The 17,348-nt window shown below is 68.3% G+C and carries 19 protein-coding genes; 8 read left to right on the top strand and 11 right to left on the bottom strand.

Annotated elements, in window-relative coordinates; all coding sequences use genetic code 11:
• Positions 1-8 precede the first annotated feature (8 nt).
• The 3 genes from ACR9FL_RS00285 to ACR9FL_RS00275 are packed head-to-tail and all read right to left on the bottom strand — an operon-like array spanning position 9 to position 2,739.
• A complete protein-coding gene (locus ACR9FL_RS00285; protein WP_296176234.1) occupies positions 9-425 on the bottom strand; it encodes a (deoxy)nucleoside triphosphate pyrophosphohydrolase in 417 nt (138 codons plus the stop codon).
• Entirely contained in the window at positions 422-1,801 is a 1,380-nt protein-coding gene (argJ, locus tag ACR9FL_RS00280; protein ID WP_436356667.1) for a bifunctional glutamate N-acetyltransferase/amino-acid acetyltransferase ArgJ, read from the bottom strand. The genes ACR9FL_RS00285 and argJ overlap by 4 nt, the downstream gene beginning before the upstream one ends.
• Entirely contained in the window at positions 1,798-2,739 is a 942-nt protein-coding gene (locus ACR9FL_RS00275; protein WP_296176239.1) for a peptidylprolyl isomerase, read from the bottom strand. Before ACR9FL_RS00275 ends, argJ begins: the two co-directional genes overlap by 4 nt.
• 273 nt (positions 2,740-3,012) lie before the next feature.
• Here ACR9FL_RS00275 and secA point away from each other — a divergent pair, with 273 nt between their 5' ends.
• Both secA and ACR9FL_RS00265 read left to right on the top strand, forming a co-directional pair.
• Positions 3,013-5,865, top strand: coding sequence for a preprotein translocase subunit SecA (gene secA / locus ACR9FL_RS00270; protein ID WP_296176240.1), 2,853 nt, complete (start codon positions 3,013-3,015; stop codon positions 5,863-5,865).
• A gap of 164 nt (positions 5,866-6,029) precedes the next feature.
• Positions 6,030-7,193, top strand: coding sequence for an aminotransferase class V-fold PLP-dependent enzyme (locus ACR9FL_RS00265; RefSeq protein ID WP_436356666.1), 1,164 nt, complete (start codon positions 6,030-6,032; stop codon positions 7,191-7,193).
• Positions 7,194-7,197: 4 nt separating this feature from the next.
• On the opposite strand, the gene ACR9FL_RS00260 is transcribed toward ACR9FL_RS00265, so the two are convergent.
• The 4 genes from ACR9FL_RS00260 to ACR9FL_RS00245 are packed head-to-tail and all read right to left on the bottom strand — an operon-like array spanning position 7,198 to position 9,568.
• Positions 7,198-7,665: a hypothetical protein gene (locus ACR9FL_RS00260; protein ID WP_436356665.1), complete on the bottom strand. Its 468-nt coding sequence runs from the start codon at positions 7,663-7,665 to the stop codon at positions 7,198-7,200.
• A 48-nt stretch (positions 7,666-7,713) separates the two neighbouring features.
• The gene (locus ACR9FL_RS00255) at positions 7,714-8,178 is read right to left on the bottom strand and encodes an N-acetyltransferase family protein (protein WP_436356663.1); all 465 of its coding nucleotides are present in this window, start codon (positions 8,176-8,178) and stop codon (positions 7,714-7,716) included.
• Complete coding sequence (locus ACR9FL_RS00250) at positions 8,178-9,068, bottom strand: alpha/beta fold hydrolase (RefSeq protein WP_436356661.1); 891 nt, start codon at positions 9,066-9,068, stop codon at positions 8,178-8,180. The genes ACR9FL_RS00255 and ACR9FL_RS00250 overlap by 1 nt, the downstream gene beginning before the upstream one ends.
• A gap of 5 nt (positions 9,069-9,073) precedes the next feature.
• Positions 9,074-9,568, bottom strand: coding sequence for a Fur family transcriptional regulator (locus tag ACR9FL_RS00245; protein ID WP_296176247.1), 495 nt, complete (start codon positions 9,566-9,568; stop codon positions 9,074-9,076).
• 153 nt (positions 9,569-9,721) lie between these two features.
• Here ACR9FL_RS00245 and ACR9FL_RS00240 point away from each other — a divergent pair, with 153 nt between their 5' ends.
• A complete protein-coding gene (locus ACR9FL_RS00240) occupies positions 9,722-10,513 on the top strand; it encodes a SapC family protein (protein WP_297934932.1) in 792 nt (263 codons plus the stop codon).
• A 90-nt stretch (positions 10,514-10,603) separates the two neighbouring features.
• Here ACR9FL_RS00240 and ACR9FL_RS00235 read toward each other — a convergent pair whose 3' ends face one another.
• Positions 10,604-11,011, bottom strand: coding sequence for an acyl dehydratase (locus ACR9FL_RS00235; protein WP_436356660.1), 408 nt, complete (start codon positions 11,009-11,011; stop codon positions 10,604-10,606).
• Between the two features lie 13 nt (positions 11,012-11,024).
• Positions 11,025-12,047: an NADP-dependent oxidoreductase gene (locus ACR9FL_RS00230; protein WP_436356659.1), complete on the bottom strand. Its 1,023-nt coding sequence runs from the start codon at positions 12,045-12,047 to the stop codon at positions 11,025-11,027.
• A gap of 599 nt (positions 12,048-12,646) precedes the next feature.
• On the opposite strand from ACR9FL_RS00230, the gene ACR9FL_RS00225 reads away from it, so the two are divergent.
• A complete protein-coding gene (locus tag ACR9FL_RS00225) occupies positions 12,647-12,916 on the top strand; it encodes a hypothetical protein (protein WP_296177758.1) in 270 nt (89 codons plus the stop codon).
• A gap of 64 nt (positions 12,917-12,980) precedes the next feature.
• Here the strand turns inward: ACR9FL_RS00225 and phyR are convergent, their stop codons facing one another.
• A complete protein-coding gene (phyR, locus tag ACR9FL_RS00220) occupies positions 12,981-13,778 on the bottom strand; it encodes an anti-anti sigma factor/receiver protein PhyR (protein ID WP_296177756.1) in 798 nt (265 codons plus the stop codon).
• 194 nt (positions 13,779-13,972) lie between these two features.
• On the opposite strand from phyR, the gene nepR reads away from it, so the two are divergent.
• The 4 genes from nepR (at position 13,973) to ACR9FL_RS00200 (ending at position 16,746) form a co-directional block, all read left to right on the top strand.
• Positions 13,973-14,179: an anti-sigma T factor NepR gene (gene nepR, locus ACR9FL_RS00215; protein WP_296177753.1), complete on the top strand. Its 207-nt coding sequence runs from the start codon at positions 13,973-13,975 to the stop codon at positions 14,177-14,179.
• A complete protein-coding gene (locus ACR9FL_RS00210) occupies positions 14,176-14,784 on the top strand; it encodes a sigma-70 family RNA polymerase sigma factor (RefSeq protein WP_296177752.1) in 609 nt (202 codons plus the stop codon). The genes nepR and ACR9FL_RS00210 overlap by 4 nt, the downstream gene beginning before the upstream one ends.
• A gap of 3 nt (positions 14,785-14,787) precedes the next feature.
• Positions 14,788-16,527 carry a sensor histidine kinase PhyK gene (gene phyK / locus ACR9FL_RS00205; protein WP_296177751.1) on the top strand — a complete coding sequence of 580 codons (1,740 nt, stop codon included), beginning with the start codon at positions 14,788-14,790 and terminating at the stop codon, positions 16,525-16,527.
• 81 nt (positions 16,528-16,608) lie between these two features.
• A complete protein-coding gene (locus tag ACR9FL_RS00200) occupies positions 16,609-16,746 on the top strand; it encodes an entericidin A/B family lipoprotein (RefSeq protein ID WP_105564547.1) in 138 nt (45 codons plus the stop codon).
• 67 nt (positions 16,747-16,813) lie between these two features.
• On the opposite strand, the gene ACR9FL_RS00195 is transcribed toward ACR9FL_RS00200, so the two are convergent.
• Entirely contained in the window at positions 16,814-17,332 is a 519-nt protein-coding gene (locus ACR9FL_RS00195) for a hypothetical protein (protein ID WP_436356658.1), read from the bottom strand.
• Between the last annotated feature and the right edge of the window lie 16 nt (positions 17,333-17,348).

The raw sequence follows: 17,348 nt of genomic DNA, 5'->3' as shown, positions 1-17,348 counted from the left end.
ATGGGACTTCAGAGCAGGTCGCGCAGCCAGGCGACCAGGGGCTCGTCGGCGGGCGGCATGGGATAGTCGCCCAGCTTGTTCGGCTTCACCCAGGCCAGACCGGCGTGTTCCTTCGCCGTGACCACGCCCGACCAGCGGCGGCACAGGTAGAGCGGCATCAGCAGGTGGAAGCTCTCATAGGCGTGGCTGGCGAAGACGAAGGGGGCCAGGCAGGCCTCGTTCACGTCGATGCCCAGTTCTTCCTTCAGCTCGCGGATCAGGGCCTGTTCGGGCCGCTCGCCCGGCTCGACCTTGCCGCCCGGAAACTCCCACATCCCCGCCAACTGTTTGCCCTCGGGCCGCTTGGCGATCAGGACGCGGCCGTCGGGATCAACCAGGGCGACGGCGACGACCAGGACGGTCGGGACGGCGGCGGCTTCGCTCACGAGCGATAGTCCCCGTTGATCTCGATGTAGCGCTTGGTCAGATCGCAGGTCCAGACGGTGGCCGAGGCGCGCCCCGAGGCGACGTTCACCGTGATGTCGATCTCGGCGTTCTTCATATAGGCGCTCATTTTCGCCTCGTCGTAGGTCGGCGACGGCGCGCCGTCGACGGCGGCGACATGGGGGCCGAAGTGGATGGCCAGGCGATCGCGGTCGACGGCCTCCTCGGTCTTGCCCACGGCCATGACGATGCGGCCCCAGTTGGCGTCCTCGCCGGCGATGGCGGTCTTGACCAGAGGGCTGTCGGCGATCGACTTGGCCAGCTTGCGGGCCGAGGCGGGCGAAGCCGCGCCGTCGACGGTGATCCGCACGAACTTGGTCGCGCCCTCGCCGTCCTTGACCAGTTGGTGGGCCAGATCGAGCATGACCTTGTCCAGGGCGGCCGAGAAGTCCTTGAGGCGACGGTCGCCGACCCGCCCGATGCGCGGCGCGCCCGAGGCCCCGGTGGCGAACAGCAGGGCCGTGTCATTGGTCGAGGTGTCGCCGTCCACCGTCACGCTGTTGAAGGTGGTGCGGACGTGCAGGTTCAGCAGGGCCTTCAGCACCGGCGGCGCGATGTTCGCATCGGTGACGATGAAGGCCAGCATGGTGGCCATGTCCGGCGCGATCATGCCCGAGCCCTTGGCGATGCCGGCGATCTTCACCTTGACGCCCTCGATCTCGCACTCGGCGTAGGAGCCCTTGGGGAAGGTGTCCGTGGTCATGATGCCGAGGCCGGCCTGAGCCCAGGCGTCGGCCTTCAGGCCCGCCTTGATGTCGGGCAGGCGGGCGGTGATCTTGGTCTCGTCCAGCACCACGCCGATGACGCCGGTCGAGGCCAGCATGACGTCACGCTGGCGGCAGTCGAAGCGTTTGGCGACCTCGGAGGCGGTGCGGCGGGCCGCATCGGCCCCGGCCTTGCCGGTGAAGGCGTTGGCGCAGCCGGCGTTGACGACCAGGGCCTTGACCCCCTCGCCGCCCTTGTCGGAATCCAGATGACGCTTGCACCAGTCGACGGGCGCCGAGCCCACCTTGTGCCGGGTGAAGACCCCCGCGCACGACGCACCCTCGGGGAAGTGGAAGACCACCAGGTCGTCGCGCTCGTGCTTGTAGAAGCCGGCGCGGGCGGTGGCGATCTCGACCCCGCCGATGGGCGGAATGCTTGGGAAGGGCACGGCCAAGGGCGAGACCATCAGACCGGGCTTGCCGGGCGAGGCCTTGGCCGAGGACGACGGCTGGGTGGCGCGCTTCAAGGCCGAGGCCAGCGGATCCAGGGCCTTTTCGATGGCGGTTTCGATCATCTGGCCGGTCGAGCCGGATTTGGCGGGCGGACGGTTCATGAGGCGACGGTTCCGGCGGGAGGGGCGGCGACAGGAGAGGCGGGCGCGGGCTTGGCGCCCGCTTGCGCCGCGGGTTTGGCGGGATTGAGGAAGACTTCGACCTGGGCCTTGCCGCGCAGTTGCTCCAGCAACTGGCGCACGCCTTCATAGGTCAGGTAGCGGACGATCAGGGGACGTGCCTGGTCCAGGGTCGGCGGCGTTTCCAGACGACGATCCTCGACGCGCAGCACAGCCCAGCCGCCGGGCGTCTGGACCGGCCCGACCAGGGCGCCGGGGGCCTGGCCGCGCACGGCGGCGGCGTAGGCGTCGGGCAGGACGTCGAGCGTGGAATAGCCCAGGTCGCCGCCGGAATAGCGGGTGGCGTCGTCGACCGAGCGCTGGGCGGCCACGGCCTCGAAGGCGGCCCCCTGCCCCAGAACCCCGACTACGGCGTCGGCCTGTTCCCTGGTGTGCGACAGGATCAGACGGACGCGGACCTCCTCGGTCGTCTGGGCGCGACGCTGCTGCTCCTGATAGAGGCGTTCGACCGCCTGATCGGACACCGCGCCGCTGACGACGGATTCCACCAGCATGTCGCCGAGGATGCGCTCGTGCACCGCCTCCAGCCGACGCTGGGCGGCGGCGCTCTTGTCCAGACCGCGCCGGCGGGCCTCGGCGGCCAGAAGCTTCTGATCCACCACCTCGTCCAGCACGCGACGGAACAGCTCGGACTGAACGTCCAGCGGCTCGCCCTCGCCGATCAGGCCCTGGGCCACCGCCTCGCGACGCACGTCTGAGGCCCAGACGGAGGCGTCCAGCACGCGGGCCACGACGAGATCATTCTTTTCCGGCGGGGCTTCGGCGTCGCCGCGCCCGCAGGCCGCCGTCAGGGTCAGAGCCAGCAAGGCCGACGCCAGCACGGGCCGCAGGGTTGTGATCGAAGGGCGCGAAAGACGCATCAGGCGCTCCGGCCAAAGGCGAAAAAGGGGCGAAAAACAGTAACCGGAAGGCCCGTCGCAGCAAGCCCTTGAAAGCCCCTCGCGTTGACAGGGGTTAGGGCGGTGCTTAAGTCCCGGCTGCGCCCAAGTCGAGGGGTTTTCGATCGTCTGCGCGGCCCCTGCGCACGCCTCGTATTTCGAGGGTCGTTGGGACCGGCGTCGATCCGGGCTTTAGACTACGGCGCTTCCTGTTTCAGAGCCTTCAGCCGCTCGACCGCCTTTACCGGATCGCCCATGCTCGGCTTCGCCAAGAAAATCCTCGGCTCCTCCAACGACCGCAAGGTCAAGGCCTTCCAGGCCCAGGCGCAAAAGATCAACGCCCTGGAAGCCAAGTTCGAGGCCTTCTCCGACGACGAACTGCGCATGATGACGCAGACCTTCAAGGACCGCATCGAGGCCGGCGAGAGCCTGGACAAGATCCAGAACGAAGCCTTCGCCGTGGTGCGCGAGGCCTCCAAGCGGGTCCTGGGTCAGCGTCAGTACGACGTGCAGCTGGCCGGCGGCATGATCCTGCATGAAGGCGGCATCGCCGAGATGCGGACCGGCGAAGGCAAGACCCTGGTGGCCGTGGCCCCGGTCTACCTGAACGCCCTGGCGGGCAAGGGCGTCCACGTCATCACCGTCAACGACTACCTGGCGCGCCGCGACGCCGAGACCATGGGCCGCGTCTATCGCTTCCTCGGCCTGGAAGTCGGCGTCATCGTCAACGGCCTGTCGCAGGGCCAGCGTCAGGCGGCCTATAACGCCGACATCACCTACGGCACCAACAACGAATTCGGCTTCGACTATCTGCGCGACAACCTGGTCTACGATCGCCGCGAGATGGTGCAGCGCAGCCACCACTTCGCCATCGTCGATGAAGTCGACTCCATCCTGATCGACGAAGCCCGCACCCCGCTGATCATCTCGGGCCCGACCGAGGACCGTTCGGACCTCTACAAGATCGTCGATGCGATCGTGAAAGAGCTGATCGTCGACAAGGCCACCTTTGATCTGGACGAGAAGCAGCGCCAGGCCCTGCTGACCGAGCTGGGCTCGGAGCGCATTGAGGAAATGCTGGAGACCGGCGGCCATTTCGCCGAGGACACCACCGACCTCTATGACCCGGCCAACGTCAGCCTGGTCCACCACGTCAACCAGGCCCTGCGCGCCAACACCCTCTACACGCGCGACAAGGACTACATCATCAAGGCCGGCGAAATCGTCCTGATCGATGAATACACCGGCCGCATGATGACGGGCCGCCGCCTGTCCGAAGGTCTTCACCAGGCCATCGAGGCCAAGGAAGACGTCAAGATCATGCCCGAGAACCAGACCCTGGCCTCGGTCACCATCCAGAACTACTTCCGCCTCTACGAAAAGCTGTCCGGCATGACCGGCACGGCCGCCACCGAGGCCCAGGAATTCCTCGACATCTACAAGATGGACGTCCTGGAAGTGCCGACCAACCGTCCGATCCAGCGCAAGGACTACGACGACGAGGTCTATCGCACCTTCGCCGAGAAGAACCGCGCCATCGCCGCCCAGATCGCCGAGTGCCACGTCAAGGGCCAGCCCATCCTGGTCGGCACCGTCTCGATCGAGAAGTCCGAGGAACTGTCCGAGGTCCTCAAGACCTACGACTACAAGGTCGAGCGCTCGCGCACCCTCAAGGCCGAATACGCCGGTCGCGAGAAGGAAGCGCAGAAGGTCGGCGACGAGGCCTATGACATCGACTACGCCACCGGCCACGGCATTCCGCATAACGTCCTGAACGCGCGCCAGCACGAGCAGGAAGCCTATATCGTCGCTGACGCCGGCCTGCCGGGCGCGGTGACCATCGCCACCAACATGGCCGGTCGCGGCACCGACATCCAGCTGGGCGGCAACCTGGAAATGCGCGTCCAGCGCTGGAGCCAGGAACAACGCAACATGGCGATCGAGGTCACGCCCGAGGCCCTGGCCGCCAAGGAAGCCGAGTTCAAGGCTGAAATCTCGGCCTCCAAGGATCAGGCCATGGCCGCCGGCGGCCTGTTCGTCCTCGGCACAGAGCGCCATGAAAGCCGCCGCATCGACAACCAGCTGCGCGGCCGCACCGGCCGTCAGGGCGACCCCGGCACCTCCAAATTCTATCTGTCGTGCGAAGACGACCTGCTGCGCATCTTCGCGGGCGACCGTCTGGACAGCATCATGAAGTCCTTCGGCGTGGCCGAGGGCGAGGCCATCAGCCACCCCTGGCTGAACCGCGCCGTCGAAACCGCCCAGAAGCGCGTCGAAGCCCGCAACTACGACATGCGCAAGAACGTGCTGAAGTACGACGACGTCGTGAACGACCAGCGCAAGGCCGTGTTCGAACAGCGCCAGGAGTTCATGGACTCCGAGGACCTGTCGGAACTGGTCACCGACTTCCGCCTCGACGTCGTCTCCGACCTGGTCGAGCGCTACATGCCGCCCAAGGCCTATGCCGAACAGTGGGACATCGAGGGTCTGGACGAGAAGGTCCGCTCGACCCTGGGTCTGGAACTGCCGCTGCGCGACTGGGCCGCCGAGGAAGGCGTCTCGAACGAAGAGATCGAGGAGCGCATCAACGCCGCCGCCGACGCCCGCGCCGCCGAGCGTCTGGAACAGATCGGCGCCGACCAGACCCGCGGTCTGGAAAAGCAGTTCATGCTGCAGATGATCGACATGCAGTGGCGCGAGCACCTGGTCCACCTGGACCACCTGCGCGGCGTCATCGGCCTGCGCGGCTACGGCCAGCGCGACCCGCTGAACGAGTACAAGACCGAAGCCTTCAACCTGTTCGAGACGCTGCTGCACGACCTGCGCCACAACGTCACCCGCTGGCTGATGACGGTCGAGTTCCGCTTCGAGGCTCCGCCCGCGATGGAGATGCCCGAGTTCCAGGAAATCCACCTGAACCCCGGCACCGGCGAGAACCAGATGACCAACCCCTCGGCCCAGAACCCGGAAGGCATGCTGACCGGCGACGACCGCTCCAAGCTGCCGGTCGAGGCCCTGCCCGTCGGCTGGGAACGCACCAGCCGCAACGCCGACTGCCCCTGCCACTCGGGCCGCAAGTTCAAGCACTGCCACGGTAGTCTTATCTAGTAGCGCTGCCGCGCGGCGCTACGCTCGCGACGCGGTCGCTCGCTGCTTGAGCGCCCAACACTGAGTTGAGAGAGGCGGCCTCGCTTTGCAGGGCCGCCTTTTTCTTTGGGCGGCACTGAGGCGGAGCGCGTGACGCCGCCTCAGTGGCGAGCTAGCCTGTCGCCATGAGCTACAAGCCCCTCTTCTCGCGCGCCCTGGGTCTGGATCCCGAGCGGCTGCATTTCGCCGCCCACAGCCATCACCTGTGGCCCGACGCCAGTTTCGACGCCCAGGTCCAGGCCTGGGCTGAGGCCAACCGCTTTGCTGACCGCAAGTGGGAGCTGGTCTTCGGCGAGGTCATTCCCGAGGCCCAAAAGCATGTGGCGCGCGAGCTGAACCTGCCCTCGCCCGACAGCCTGATCTTCACCTCCAACACCCACGACCTGCTGATCCGCCTCGTGTCCGGGGTCGAGAAGAAGCCGGTGCGCATCCTGTCCACCGACGGCGAGTTCCACTCCTTCCGCCGCCAGTCCGAGCGCTGGGAGGAGGCCGGCGAGGCCGTGGTGACGCGCGTGCCGCTGCAGCCCTTCGCCACCTTCGCCGAACGCTTCGTGGCGGCGGCCAAGGCGGGCGGGCACGACCTGATCCTGGTCAGCCAGGTCTTCTTCCGCACCGGCCAGGTGTTCGACGCCGTGGCCGAGCTGGCGGCCCTAGCTGACCCGGCGGGACCGTGGGTGGTGGTCGACGGCTATCACGGCTTCATGGCCACGCCGACCGATCTGTCAGGTGTCGCGGACAAGATCTTCTATCTGGCGGGCGGCTACAAATACGCCATGGCGGGCGAAGGGGCCTGTTTCCTGCACGCCCCGCCCGGCTTCTGCCCGCGCCCGGTCATCACCGGCTGGTTCGCCGAGTTCGGCCATCTGGAAGGCCCGCCCGGCGGGGTTCAGTACCGCACCGACGGCGGCCGCTTCTGGGGCGCCACCTTCGACGTCAGCGCCCTGTATCGCCTCAACGCCGTGCAGCGGATGCTGGCCGAGCAGGGCCTGACCACCGCCGCCGTCGCCGCCCATGCCCGCGGCCTGCAGACCCGCTTCCAGGCGGCGATCCAGAACGGCGAGGCGGGAGCCCTGTCGCAGGCCGAAATCCTCAATCCCGTCGAGGGCGCGGCGCCGCGCGCCCGCTTCCTGGCCCTGCGCTCGGACGAGGCGTCTCGCTGGAAGGCCGACCTGCAGCACATGAACGTGGTCACCGACGTGCGCGACGACGTGATCCGCTTCGGCTTCAGCCTCTATCAGTCCGAAGAGGACGTGGAACGGCTGATCCACGCCTGCGCCCGCCTGACCTGAGACGTCAGAAGAAGAGGCTGTCGTCCTGACGCTGGGCCTCGGGCGGACGACGCGGCGTCGAGGGTCGGGGCTTAGCGGGCCGAGGTGGGGCGGGCCGGGCCTCAGGTCGCGGCGCGACAGCGGGGGCCGGCTCTGAAGCCGGAGCCGCCGCCTTCTCCTCCTCATCGTCGAAGATGGAGCGCCAGACCGAGGTCGCCGCCCTCGGCGGCGCCTCGGGTTCGGCGGCGACCGGAACCGACGCGACCCCAGGCGCCACCGTGGGATAGGGCACGGGCGAAGCGGCGGCCTCGCTCGACGGCTTCGACGGTGCGGACCGCGACGGCGGCGGGGGCGGCGGACTCGCCATCCGCTGATCGGCCGCGTTCCACAGGATGGCCACGCCCAGGGCCAGCAGGATCAGGCCGATCACGGCGCCGATCAGCGACCCGATCAGGATACGCGGCAGACTGGACGGGGCGGCGGACGACGACATGCCTCCCAGGCCTAGCACCGAAAGGCGCGACCGCAACCCTGGTTTGGATCAGAGGGCGGTCCGCATGGCGTCGCGCGACCAGCGCACCACCACCTTTTCCTCCTGCTCGGCGCCCAGGCGGTCATAGAAGCGTCGCGCCCCTCGGTTGTCCGTCCGCACCTCCCAGCGCGCGCCCAGCCCCTCGGCCTCAGCCGCAAAGGCGCGCATCAGGGCCTCGCCTACGCCCGCGCCGCGCGCCGCCTCGACCACGAACAGGTCGTCGAGGTTGAGATAGTCCTCGCCGCGCCAGATGCCGTAGACCCGCGTCCAGGAGACGAAGCCGACCGCCCGGCCGTCGATCTCGGCCAGCAGGAAGGCGGCGCGAGGCGGCTGGGCCGCCAGAGCATCCATCAGACCGTCCGGCGTAGCGGCCAGATAGGGCGTCAGTCCTTCATGGGCGGCCAGGGCCTGCATCAGGGCGTGAAGCCCTTGAGCATCCGCCGCCGTCGCGCGCCGGATCGCCAGGCCCGCCATCAGACCGCCAGATCGAACAGAGCGTCGCGCACGATCTCGGGATGGGTCATCGGAAACAGGTGACCGCCTCCGGCGACCGCGCTCACCCGCAACGGCGCGGCGTCCAGCCCCGTGACCGGCGCGGCGCAGAGGCTGCCGTCTTGCGCCTTCAGGACCTGAATCCCGCCCGGATAGCGCCGCAGAGCCCGCCAGGGATTGTGCGCCTGGGCCGCGTAGTTGGACGCCTCCCAGGCCGGATCACAGGTCAGGGCGAACCCCTGATCGTTCTCGACCAATCCATCGACCAGATAGTCGGCCAGCATCATGTCGGGCCAACCCTTGAAGGCCCCGCGCCCGCGATAGGCCTTCAGCGCCTGCTCCCGGCTGTCGAACAGGGCGCGGCGCTTCAATGTGCCCTGCACGATGGGAAACCGCTGGGCCAGCATCCCGACCAGGGGCAGGTTCATGGCCAGGACCATCTCACGCCGCCAGATCACCGGGTCGAGCAGGAGCAGGCGCGACACCCGGTCGGGCCGCTCGGCCGCCGCCAGCAGGCCGCTGGTCCCCCCGATGGAGTGACCCGCCAAGGCCACGGGCGGGCCGTCCACGGCGTCCAGAAGCCCGATCAGATCATCGCGGTGATCCTTCCAACTGCGCCGCCCCTGCGGCTGAGCCGGAAGTTCCGTCCGCCCATGCCCGCGCAGATCCGGCGCCCAGATGCGCAGGGCGCCCGACAGCGGCTGGAGCAGCGAGCGATAGGTATAGGCGTTGAAGCCATTGGCGTGGACGAAGATCAGATCGACCGGCCGCGCCGGATCGCCGAAGTCGAGGACGGCCATCTCGCCGCCGCCCCAGCGGTTGTCGATAGGAACCGTCAGACGCCGCGGCGCTGAAAGGGCCAGGGCGTCCATCCGTATCAGGCCGCCACGCGGCAGGCGGGGCAGCGGCCGTGACCCTCGATGGTGGTGCGCTCGATGGCGTAACCGGCGGAAGACGCAGCCTCGGCGAAGGCGTCGCCCCCGGCCACGGCGACTTCTTCGGTCGCCCCGCAGCAGTCGCAGATCAGGAAGGCGGCGGCGTGGGCCGGGGCGTCCCCGGCGGAGGCGGTGCAGGCGACATAGGCGCTGATGGAGGCGATACGGTGGACCACGCCCCGGCGTTCCAGGAACTCCAGCGCGCGATAGACGGTCGGCGGCTTGGCGGCCTGACCATCGACGCCATAGCGGGCGATCAGGTCATAGGCCTTGACCGGCTCGCCCGCCGCCAGCAGCAGCTCCAGCACGCGGCGGCGCGGCGCCGTCATGCGCTCGCCCTCGGCGGCGCAGCGGGCCTCGACCGAGACAATGGCCTGCTCGACCTCGGCGGGACCGGGTCGGCTGTCGGAATGATCGTGATCGCAAGCGGCGCCCATGCCCCACAGCTAAGGGGTCAGCCGCCGCACCGCAACCGGCGCCGGCGTCGCAGAGCCTCTCGCACCCGCCGTTCGTCGAACCATCGCGTTTGCGACGCGCCCGGCCATGGGCTAGAAGGCCCGTCCATTCTGTTCAGAGCCGATCCGACCATCATGACCGACACCACGACCCAAGCGTCCGGCCCCCTGTCCGGCAACGTCCTGTTCTATGACCAGCCGGAGCCGATTTCGTTCGAGGCCCACGGCAAGCTGGGCGTGACGTCCTCCGACAAGCCCTACGCCTTCGTGGCGCAGACCAATGTCGTACCGCTGACCGTGACCGAGTTCGCGCCCGCCGCCCTGTCCTATCCGATCATCTTCGTCGGCGACGCCAAGCAGCCGGTCGTGACCATGGGCCTGCGTCAGAACGAAAACCTGTTCGTGGACGACGGCGCCTTCCGCTCCGACGCCTACATCCCGGCCTATGTGCGCCGTTATCCCTTCGTCTTCGCCAACGACGACAGCCAGCAGCGCATGATCCTCTGCATCGATCGCGCCGCCGCCTTCGTCGGCGAGAACGCGGAAATCCCGCTGTTCGACGGCGACCAGCCCAGCGCCTACGTCAACAATGCGATGGAGTTCTGCAACAACTTCGAGCAGGAGCGTCTGCGCACGGAATCCTTCGTCAAGCTGCTGACGGATCTGGACCTGTTCGAAGTGCGCGAAGCCAACTTCACGCCCCGCAACGCCGACGGATCGGCGGCCCCCGCGCAGAAGCTGGCCGAGTATTTCGCCGTTTCGGAAGACAAGCTGAAGGCCCTGCCGGCCGAGAAGCTGGTCGAACTGCGCGACAACGGCGCCCTGGGCCAGATCTACGCCCACCTGGTGTCGCTGCTGGGCTGGGACCGCCTGATCGCGGTCGCGCTGCAGCGCGCCAACCAGGCTCCGGCCGCCGCCAACGCTTAATTCCGGGGCCTAGCGCGCTTGCGCGCTGCTTCAGGCCCGATGGAAAAATGAAAACGCCTCGCCGGGAAGCCGGCGAGGCGTTTTTCTTGTCTAGCGTCGCGCCACCAGGGCGCGCGTCAGGCAGGAGAAGACCAGCCGCCCCGCCTCGTCCAGCAGGTCCTGCTGGGCGATGACGATGCCCTTGACGTCGCCGACCGGGTCCTTGCCCATGACCGTCAGCCGGCCGCGCAGCAGTTCCCCCGCCGGCGGATTGCGCAAGAAGCGCAAGCCGTCGACGGCCAGGGTCTTGGTTCCGGCCCAATGCCCCGCCTTTTCCGCCGACAGCCGGCTCCACAGGGCATAGACCAGGGCGTCAGGCGCGCCATAGGCCACGTCCCAGCCCGGCGCGAACCGTTCGACGAAGACGTCCATCGCCGCCCCGTCCACCGCACAGGCGCCCAGGGGGATGACCTGACCGACCTCGAGATCCTCGAAATGGACGTGCAGGGGTTCGGTCATGCCGTCAGGCTCCTCAGGCGGCGGGTTCTTCCGAAACCCGAACCAGCAGCTTGCCGTCATGGTCGCCGGTGAACAAGCGGTTCAGCGAGGTGACCGCGCCTTCCAGACCATCGTCCACGTGAACCTTCCACTTGACCCGGCCATCGGCCAGCCAAGGCCCCATCTCCTCGACCATTTCCCTTGCCCGATGCGCGTAGTCCAGCACCAGGAAGCCCTGGACGTTCAGGCGATGGGTGATGATCCGGCTGAAGTTCGGCGACGGCGGCATGCGCGTGGCGTTGTAGCTGGAAATCAGGCCGCAGACCGCCATGCGGGCATGGACGTTCAGCCGGTTCCACACAGCGATCATGATGTCGCCGCCGACGTTCTCGAAGTTGAGATCGACGCCGTTGGGGGCCAGACGATCCAGGGCCTCGCCCACGTCCTCGTTCTTGTAGTCGACGGCGGCGTCGAAGCCGAGGTCCTCGGTCAGCCAGCGGCACTTGTCCGGCCCGCCGGCGATGCCGATGACGCGGGCGCCGCGCTGCTTGGCCACCTGCCCGGCGATGGAGCCGACCGCCCCCGCCGCCGCCGAGATCACCAGGGTCTCCCCAGCCTTGGCCTTCAGCACGTCGGTGACGCCGAAATAGGCGGTCAGCCCGGTCATTCCCAGAACCGACAGATTGGCCGTCAGCGGCAGCCCGGGCGCGCGGTGCACCGGACGCAGGCCCTGTTCGTGCACCACGGCATAGTCGGCCCAGCCGCCTGACAGGGGGGTGACGATGTCGCCCTCCTTGAAGCGTTCCGACTTCGACTGCTCGACCACGCCCAGGGTCAGACCGCGCATGACCTCGCCCAGACCCACCGGAGGCAGATAGCCTTGGCTGTCGTTCATCCAGGTGCGGTTGGTCGGGTCCAGCGACAGGTAGAGGGTTCGAACCAGAACCTCGGCGTCCTTCAGATCCGGCACCGGGGTCTCGATCAACTCCAGATCACCGTCCTGGATCAGTCCTTGCGGCCTCTGACGAAGAACCCACTGACGATTGCGAAGGCTCATGGCGCGTCTCCAATGCGTTTTCTTTGAAGACCCATAGTGGCCTATGCGCCGCTCCTGTCGAGGGGTTTCCAAGAAAAGCGGCCGACTCCGCGTCAGCTTGAGCCGGAAGTCACGCCGAGTTCGACCAGTATAGATCCGGTCGTCAGGCGCCGTGAGCCGACATGGCGAATCCTGCCCAGACCATCAGGGCCAAGCCAGCCATCAGGGCCGCAGCCCCTATGCCGATCGTCACTTTCAGAACCAAGGACTTCATCCGCCTTCCTCCCAACAGGACAGTGCATTCACGCCCGTCAGAGACCGAGAGGCCATGCGACCCAAGGACGCGGCGGCCGGACGACAACGAAAAGAAAAGCGGACCGTTTCGGGTCCGCCTGAGGTGGCATCATCGAGAATGAGGTGCGGAGGCGGCGGACCGGCGAACCGGTCAAGTCGGGGGGGCTTTGTCGCCTCCGCACCTCGATAACGACAGCGCCTGAAACGGGTTCCACGGACGCCTGAAAACGGATGGCGCACGCCTAGACCGGAACGCCGTCGCCGTAAGCGGCGTTTCAACAGGGCGACAGACCTGAACCGAAGAGGCCCCGTCCCCGGAGACCGTGATGACCCATCAGGACCCCCACTCCCATTCCGCGGACGCCGTGGAACATCATAGGCCGATCGAGGCCCAATATGTCCGTCAAGGCCGGGGCGGGGTGCGGATTCTGTGGTTGTTGATCGTGTCCGGCGGCGCGGCGGCGGTCCTGCTGCTGGGCATGTGGCTGCTCAGCAACGGGGGCTTCCAGACGGTCAACCCCGACGCGAGCGCCGCCCGAGACAACGTCGCCCCCTTTGACGCCCCGGCGCCGGCCGCAACGGCGCCGGCGGCCTGAAACCGACATGAAAAGGCCCCGACAGCGAACCGTCGGGGCCAGACCATCGGGCGCGCCAGGAAAATCAGGCGGCCTGTTTCTGACGCGACGGGTGGAAGAAGAGCGCCTGGCTGATCGCCGCCTTCACCGTTTCCGGCTGGAAGGGCTTGGTGATCAGGAAGGTCGGCTCGGGCCGCTCGCCGGTCAGCAGGCGCTCGGGGAAGGCCGTGATGAAGATGACCGGCACATCGAAGCGCTTGAGGATGTCCTTGACCGCGTCGATGCCCGACGAGCCGTCCGCCAGTTGAATGTCGGCCAACACCAGGCCCGGACGGTGACGCGTCACCGCATCGACGGCTTCGTCATGGGTGGTCGCCGTGCCGGTGACGCGGTGGCCCAGTTCCTTGACCAGGCTTTCGATGTCGGCCGAGATGATGGCCTCGTCCTCGATGATCAGGACATCAGTGGCCAGTTCGGCGTCGATGTCGGACTGGGCCTCGGCGATCAGACGCTCGACCGTGCGCGGATCTACGCCGAGAATCTGAGCCGCCTCAGAGGGGGTGAACCCTTCCAGGGCCGTCAGCAGGAAGGCCTGTCGCGAACGCGGCGCGATCCGCATCAGGCGGCGCGCGGCGTCGTCGCCGGGGCCGTCCATGCCGCTGCCGTCCTCAAGCTGGGCGCCGGTCGAGGACCAGATGGCGTGGAAGACGTGATAGAGAGCGACCCGCGGCGTCATGTCCGTCGGCAGTTGGCGCTCGCCGGCCGCCAGCGCCTCCAGGGCCACGCGCACATAGTTGTCGCCAGTGATCTGATCGCCCGTCAGGGCCCGCGCATAGCGGCGGACATAGGGCAGATGCGGCGCAAGCCTGGCCAGTAGACTCATACAAATTCCCCGACTTCGGCGTCTCCGATCTGAAGACGCGCCAGTTTGACATAACGTGTCGATCACACAACGGTTCCACGCTGGCCGTCCAAGCTTGAGCATAAAAACGCGGGGGTCTAGGAACTCTTGGAGAGAAGCGGCGTTTTCCGCTTTCATGAACCCTACCTCTAGGCTTGGGCGGCGGCCGGAACCCCATGATGAATGCTAAGGAAACCACCCCGCGTCCCGACGCGCCGGCGTCTCGGGACAACGGGCTGGAAGAAGTCCGCCTGCGGCAGCAGGCGATCGGCGTGAAGCTGCGCCACATGTTCGACCAGGTGGTGAACGAGCCCGTTCCCGACGAATTCCTGGACATCCTGCGGCGGGCCGACGAACGGTCGTCGACCAAGGAGGGCCAGTGAGCATCTCCAGCGCGCCGCCCAAACCGCCCTCGGCCGACGACGCCGGCTTCAAGAAGGAGCTGGTGACGCTGATCCCTCACCTGCGCGCCTTCGCCCGCACCCTGACCGGCGACCCGACGGCCGCCGACGACCTGGCCCAGGAAGCCATGATGAAGGCCTGGGACGCCCGGGCCAGCTATCAGATGGGCACCAATATGAAGGCCTGGACCTTCATGATCCTGCGCAACCAGTTCTACTCGGAGAAGCGTCGCTCCTGGCGCCAGACCCAGCTGGATCAGGAAGCCGCCGAACGGACCCTGGTGGCGGTCGACGATCCCGAGGCGCCGGTCGCCCTGGACGAGCTGCGTCAGGCTCTGAAGACCCTGCCCGAGGAACAGCGCGAAGCCCTGATCCTGGTCGGCGCCGGCGGCTTCGCCTACGAGGAAGCCGCTGAGATCTGCCAGTGCGCCGTCGGCACGGTGAAGAGCCGCGTCTCGCGCGCCCGCAAGGCCCTGCAGGCGACGCTGGAACGTGGCGGCTACGGGCGCGACGGCCAGGCCGCCGGCGACGCCATGCGCTCGATTCTGGCGGACGCCGACAGGCTGAGCGGCGCCAGGCAGGACTGACGCATGGTGCGGTTCGGCCGCGCCTGGGGGCTGAAGCTCAGCCGCCCCAGCGTTCAGGGCATTCGCTTTCGCATGGGGCTGGCCATGGCTGTGGCCCTGCTGCCCATCCTCATGCTCAGCGCGGCCCAGACCCAGGCCGAGTTCCAGCGCCAGGCCGAAGACCGCAGCATCGACCTGCAACTGGCGGCCGAGCGCAGCGCCGCCGACGCCAAGGCCCGGATCGACAGCACGGTGGTCCTGCTGCAGGCCCTGGCGCCCGAGGCCTCCGGCTTCTACTGCGAGCCGCGTCTGACCGCCCTGGTGTCGCGGCTCGACAGCCTGTCCGCCCTGCATCGCTACAGCGCCACCGGCGAACCGGTCTGCGCCTCTCGCTCGAGCCCGCAAGAGGGAGCCGCCTCGACCCTGTCTGCGGATGTGCGCGGCCAGGACTGGTATCAGCGGCTCCGCAACGGCGAGGACGTGGTCATGGCCCGCGCGCCCGGCGCCGCCGGCTCGCTGATCATCGCCGTCCGTTCCGAACGCCCCCTCGGCGCCTTCCAGGGGGCCATCGCGGCGGTGATCCCCCTGACGGCCCTGCAGCCCGACATCCATGACCCCGCCCTGCCGCCCGGCGCTCAGTCCGCCGTGACCGACGCCCAGGGCCGCGTCCTGATCTCCACCGACTCCGCCGCCTTCGTCATCGACAGCGCGCGCGCCTCGACCTGGATACAGGAAGCGCGCCAGGGCAAGGCCGCCCTGTTCGAAGCGCGGGATTCGCGAGGGCGTCGGCACGTTTACGCGGGCACGGCCCTGGCCGGACGCGACCTGTTCGTCCTCTTGTCGGCGCCGACCTCGGGCCTGCTGTCCTGGGCGCGGCTGAATCCCATCGGCTCCTTCCTCATGCCCCTGGCCGCCTGGCTGGTGGCCTTCCTCGCCGTCATGCTGCTGTCCGAGCGCGTGGTCATCCGCTGGCTGGTCTATCTGGAACGGGTGGCGGCCATCTATGCGCGGGGCCGCTTTTCGGTGCGCCCGGTCCAGGCCGAGCACGCGCCCACCGAAATCCGCTCCCTGGCCCGCACCCTGGGCGCCCTGGGCGACAGCATCACCACCCGCGACAAGGCCCTGCTCGACTCGCTGGACGAGAAGGACGCGCTGATGCGCGAGATCCACCACCGGGTGAAGAACAACCTGCAGATCATCTCCTCCCTGCTGTCGATGCAGCAGAGGGCGGTGGCCGACCCGGCGGCGCGTTCGGCCCTGGGCGACACCCGCCAGCGGATCACGGCCCTGGCCCTGATCTACCGCACCCTCTACCAGAGCGAGGACATCCGCGAGGCGGACTCGCGCACCTTCCTGACCGAACTGGTGGGACAATTGATCGCCGGCGAGGCCATGCGCGGCCCCCTGGTCACCAGTTCGGTCGAGGCCGACGCCATCATCATCGACCCGGACCGGCTGGCCCCCGTGGCCCTGTGGCTGGTCGAGGCCGTATCCAACGCCCAGAAGCACGCCTTCGCCGGACGCGGCGGCGACCTTCAGGTCCGTTTTCGCGTCACGGGCCCCACCAGCGTTCTGGAGGTCCAGGACGACGGCCCCGGCATGGCGGATCGCGACACCACCGGCGTGGGCCGCACCCTGATGAACGCCTTCGCCAAGCAACTTCGCGGCCAGGCGGAAATGCTCGAAGCCCCCGGCGGCGGCTCCATCGCCCGCCTGACCTTCGCCACGCCCGAAGCTCCGAAACCGGCCGCCGCGTCAGCTTGACAGGAACCCGGCCCGCTCCCTCGCGTTGGTGTTGCGAGGGCCGGTCATTGGACCCCCCGCCCGTTTTCACAGGAGCCGACCATGCGCAAACTGTTCGTACTTGCCGCCGCCGCCGCCCTTCTGACCACCGCCGCCTGCAACACCATCGCGGGCGTCGGCAAGGACACCCAGGCCGCCGGATCAGCCGTCGAGGGCGCCGCCCGCGACGCCAAGAACTAGCCCGACCTCAGGGCTGTTCGTCCCCGTCGTCCGACCGGACGGCGGGGATTTTCATGTCCGCGCGTCCTCAGGCGAAGGCCAGGCCCCACGGCGCCGCTCCGTCGTCGGCGCCCGACGATGGAGGCCTCGGACGACGGCGCGGGGCGGCCCGACGGGCGCGCGCCACGGGGCGTCGCCCGAGGCCGAGGTTCACGCGCGCGACCCCGTCCCGGACAAACCGCGCGATGCGGGCCTTGAACAGGGGCCAGCGCGCCTGTCCGGCGATCAGGCTGACGGCGGCGACCACCTCGACATAGGCCAGAACGTCCCCGGCCATCAGCAGGGCCAGCTCCATCGGCAGGATCTGGATCATCAGGATCGCGCCGACCACGATGATCAGCGACCGGATGCGCCCGCCGCCGAAGGCCTCGACCAGCTTGTCCGTCACCAAGGCGCGGCTGGGACGGTGCGTCGCACAGGCCAGGCCGACGACAGCCAGGAACAGCGGAAGCAGAGGAAAGCCACCGGCCATCAGTCCAGGCGCGGCGGCCAGCCCCGCCGCCAGCGCCCATCCGAACCAGAACATCCCGGCGTGATCCTTCGCCATTCTTCCCTCCAAGCTT

The sequence above is a fragment of the Brevundimonas sp. CEF1 genome, assembly GCF_051353055.1.
Classification (GTDB): Bacteria; Pseudomonadota; Alphaproteobacteria; order Caulobacterales; family Caulobacteraceae; genus Brevundimonas.
The sequence above is the reverse complement of the archived record's forward strand: the minus strand, read 5'-3'. Positions and strand labels throughout refer to the sequence as shown.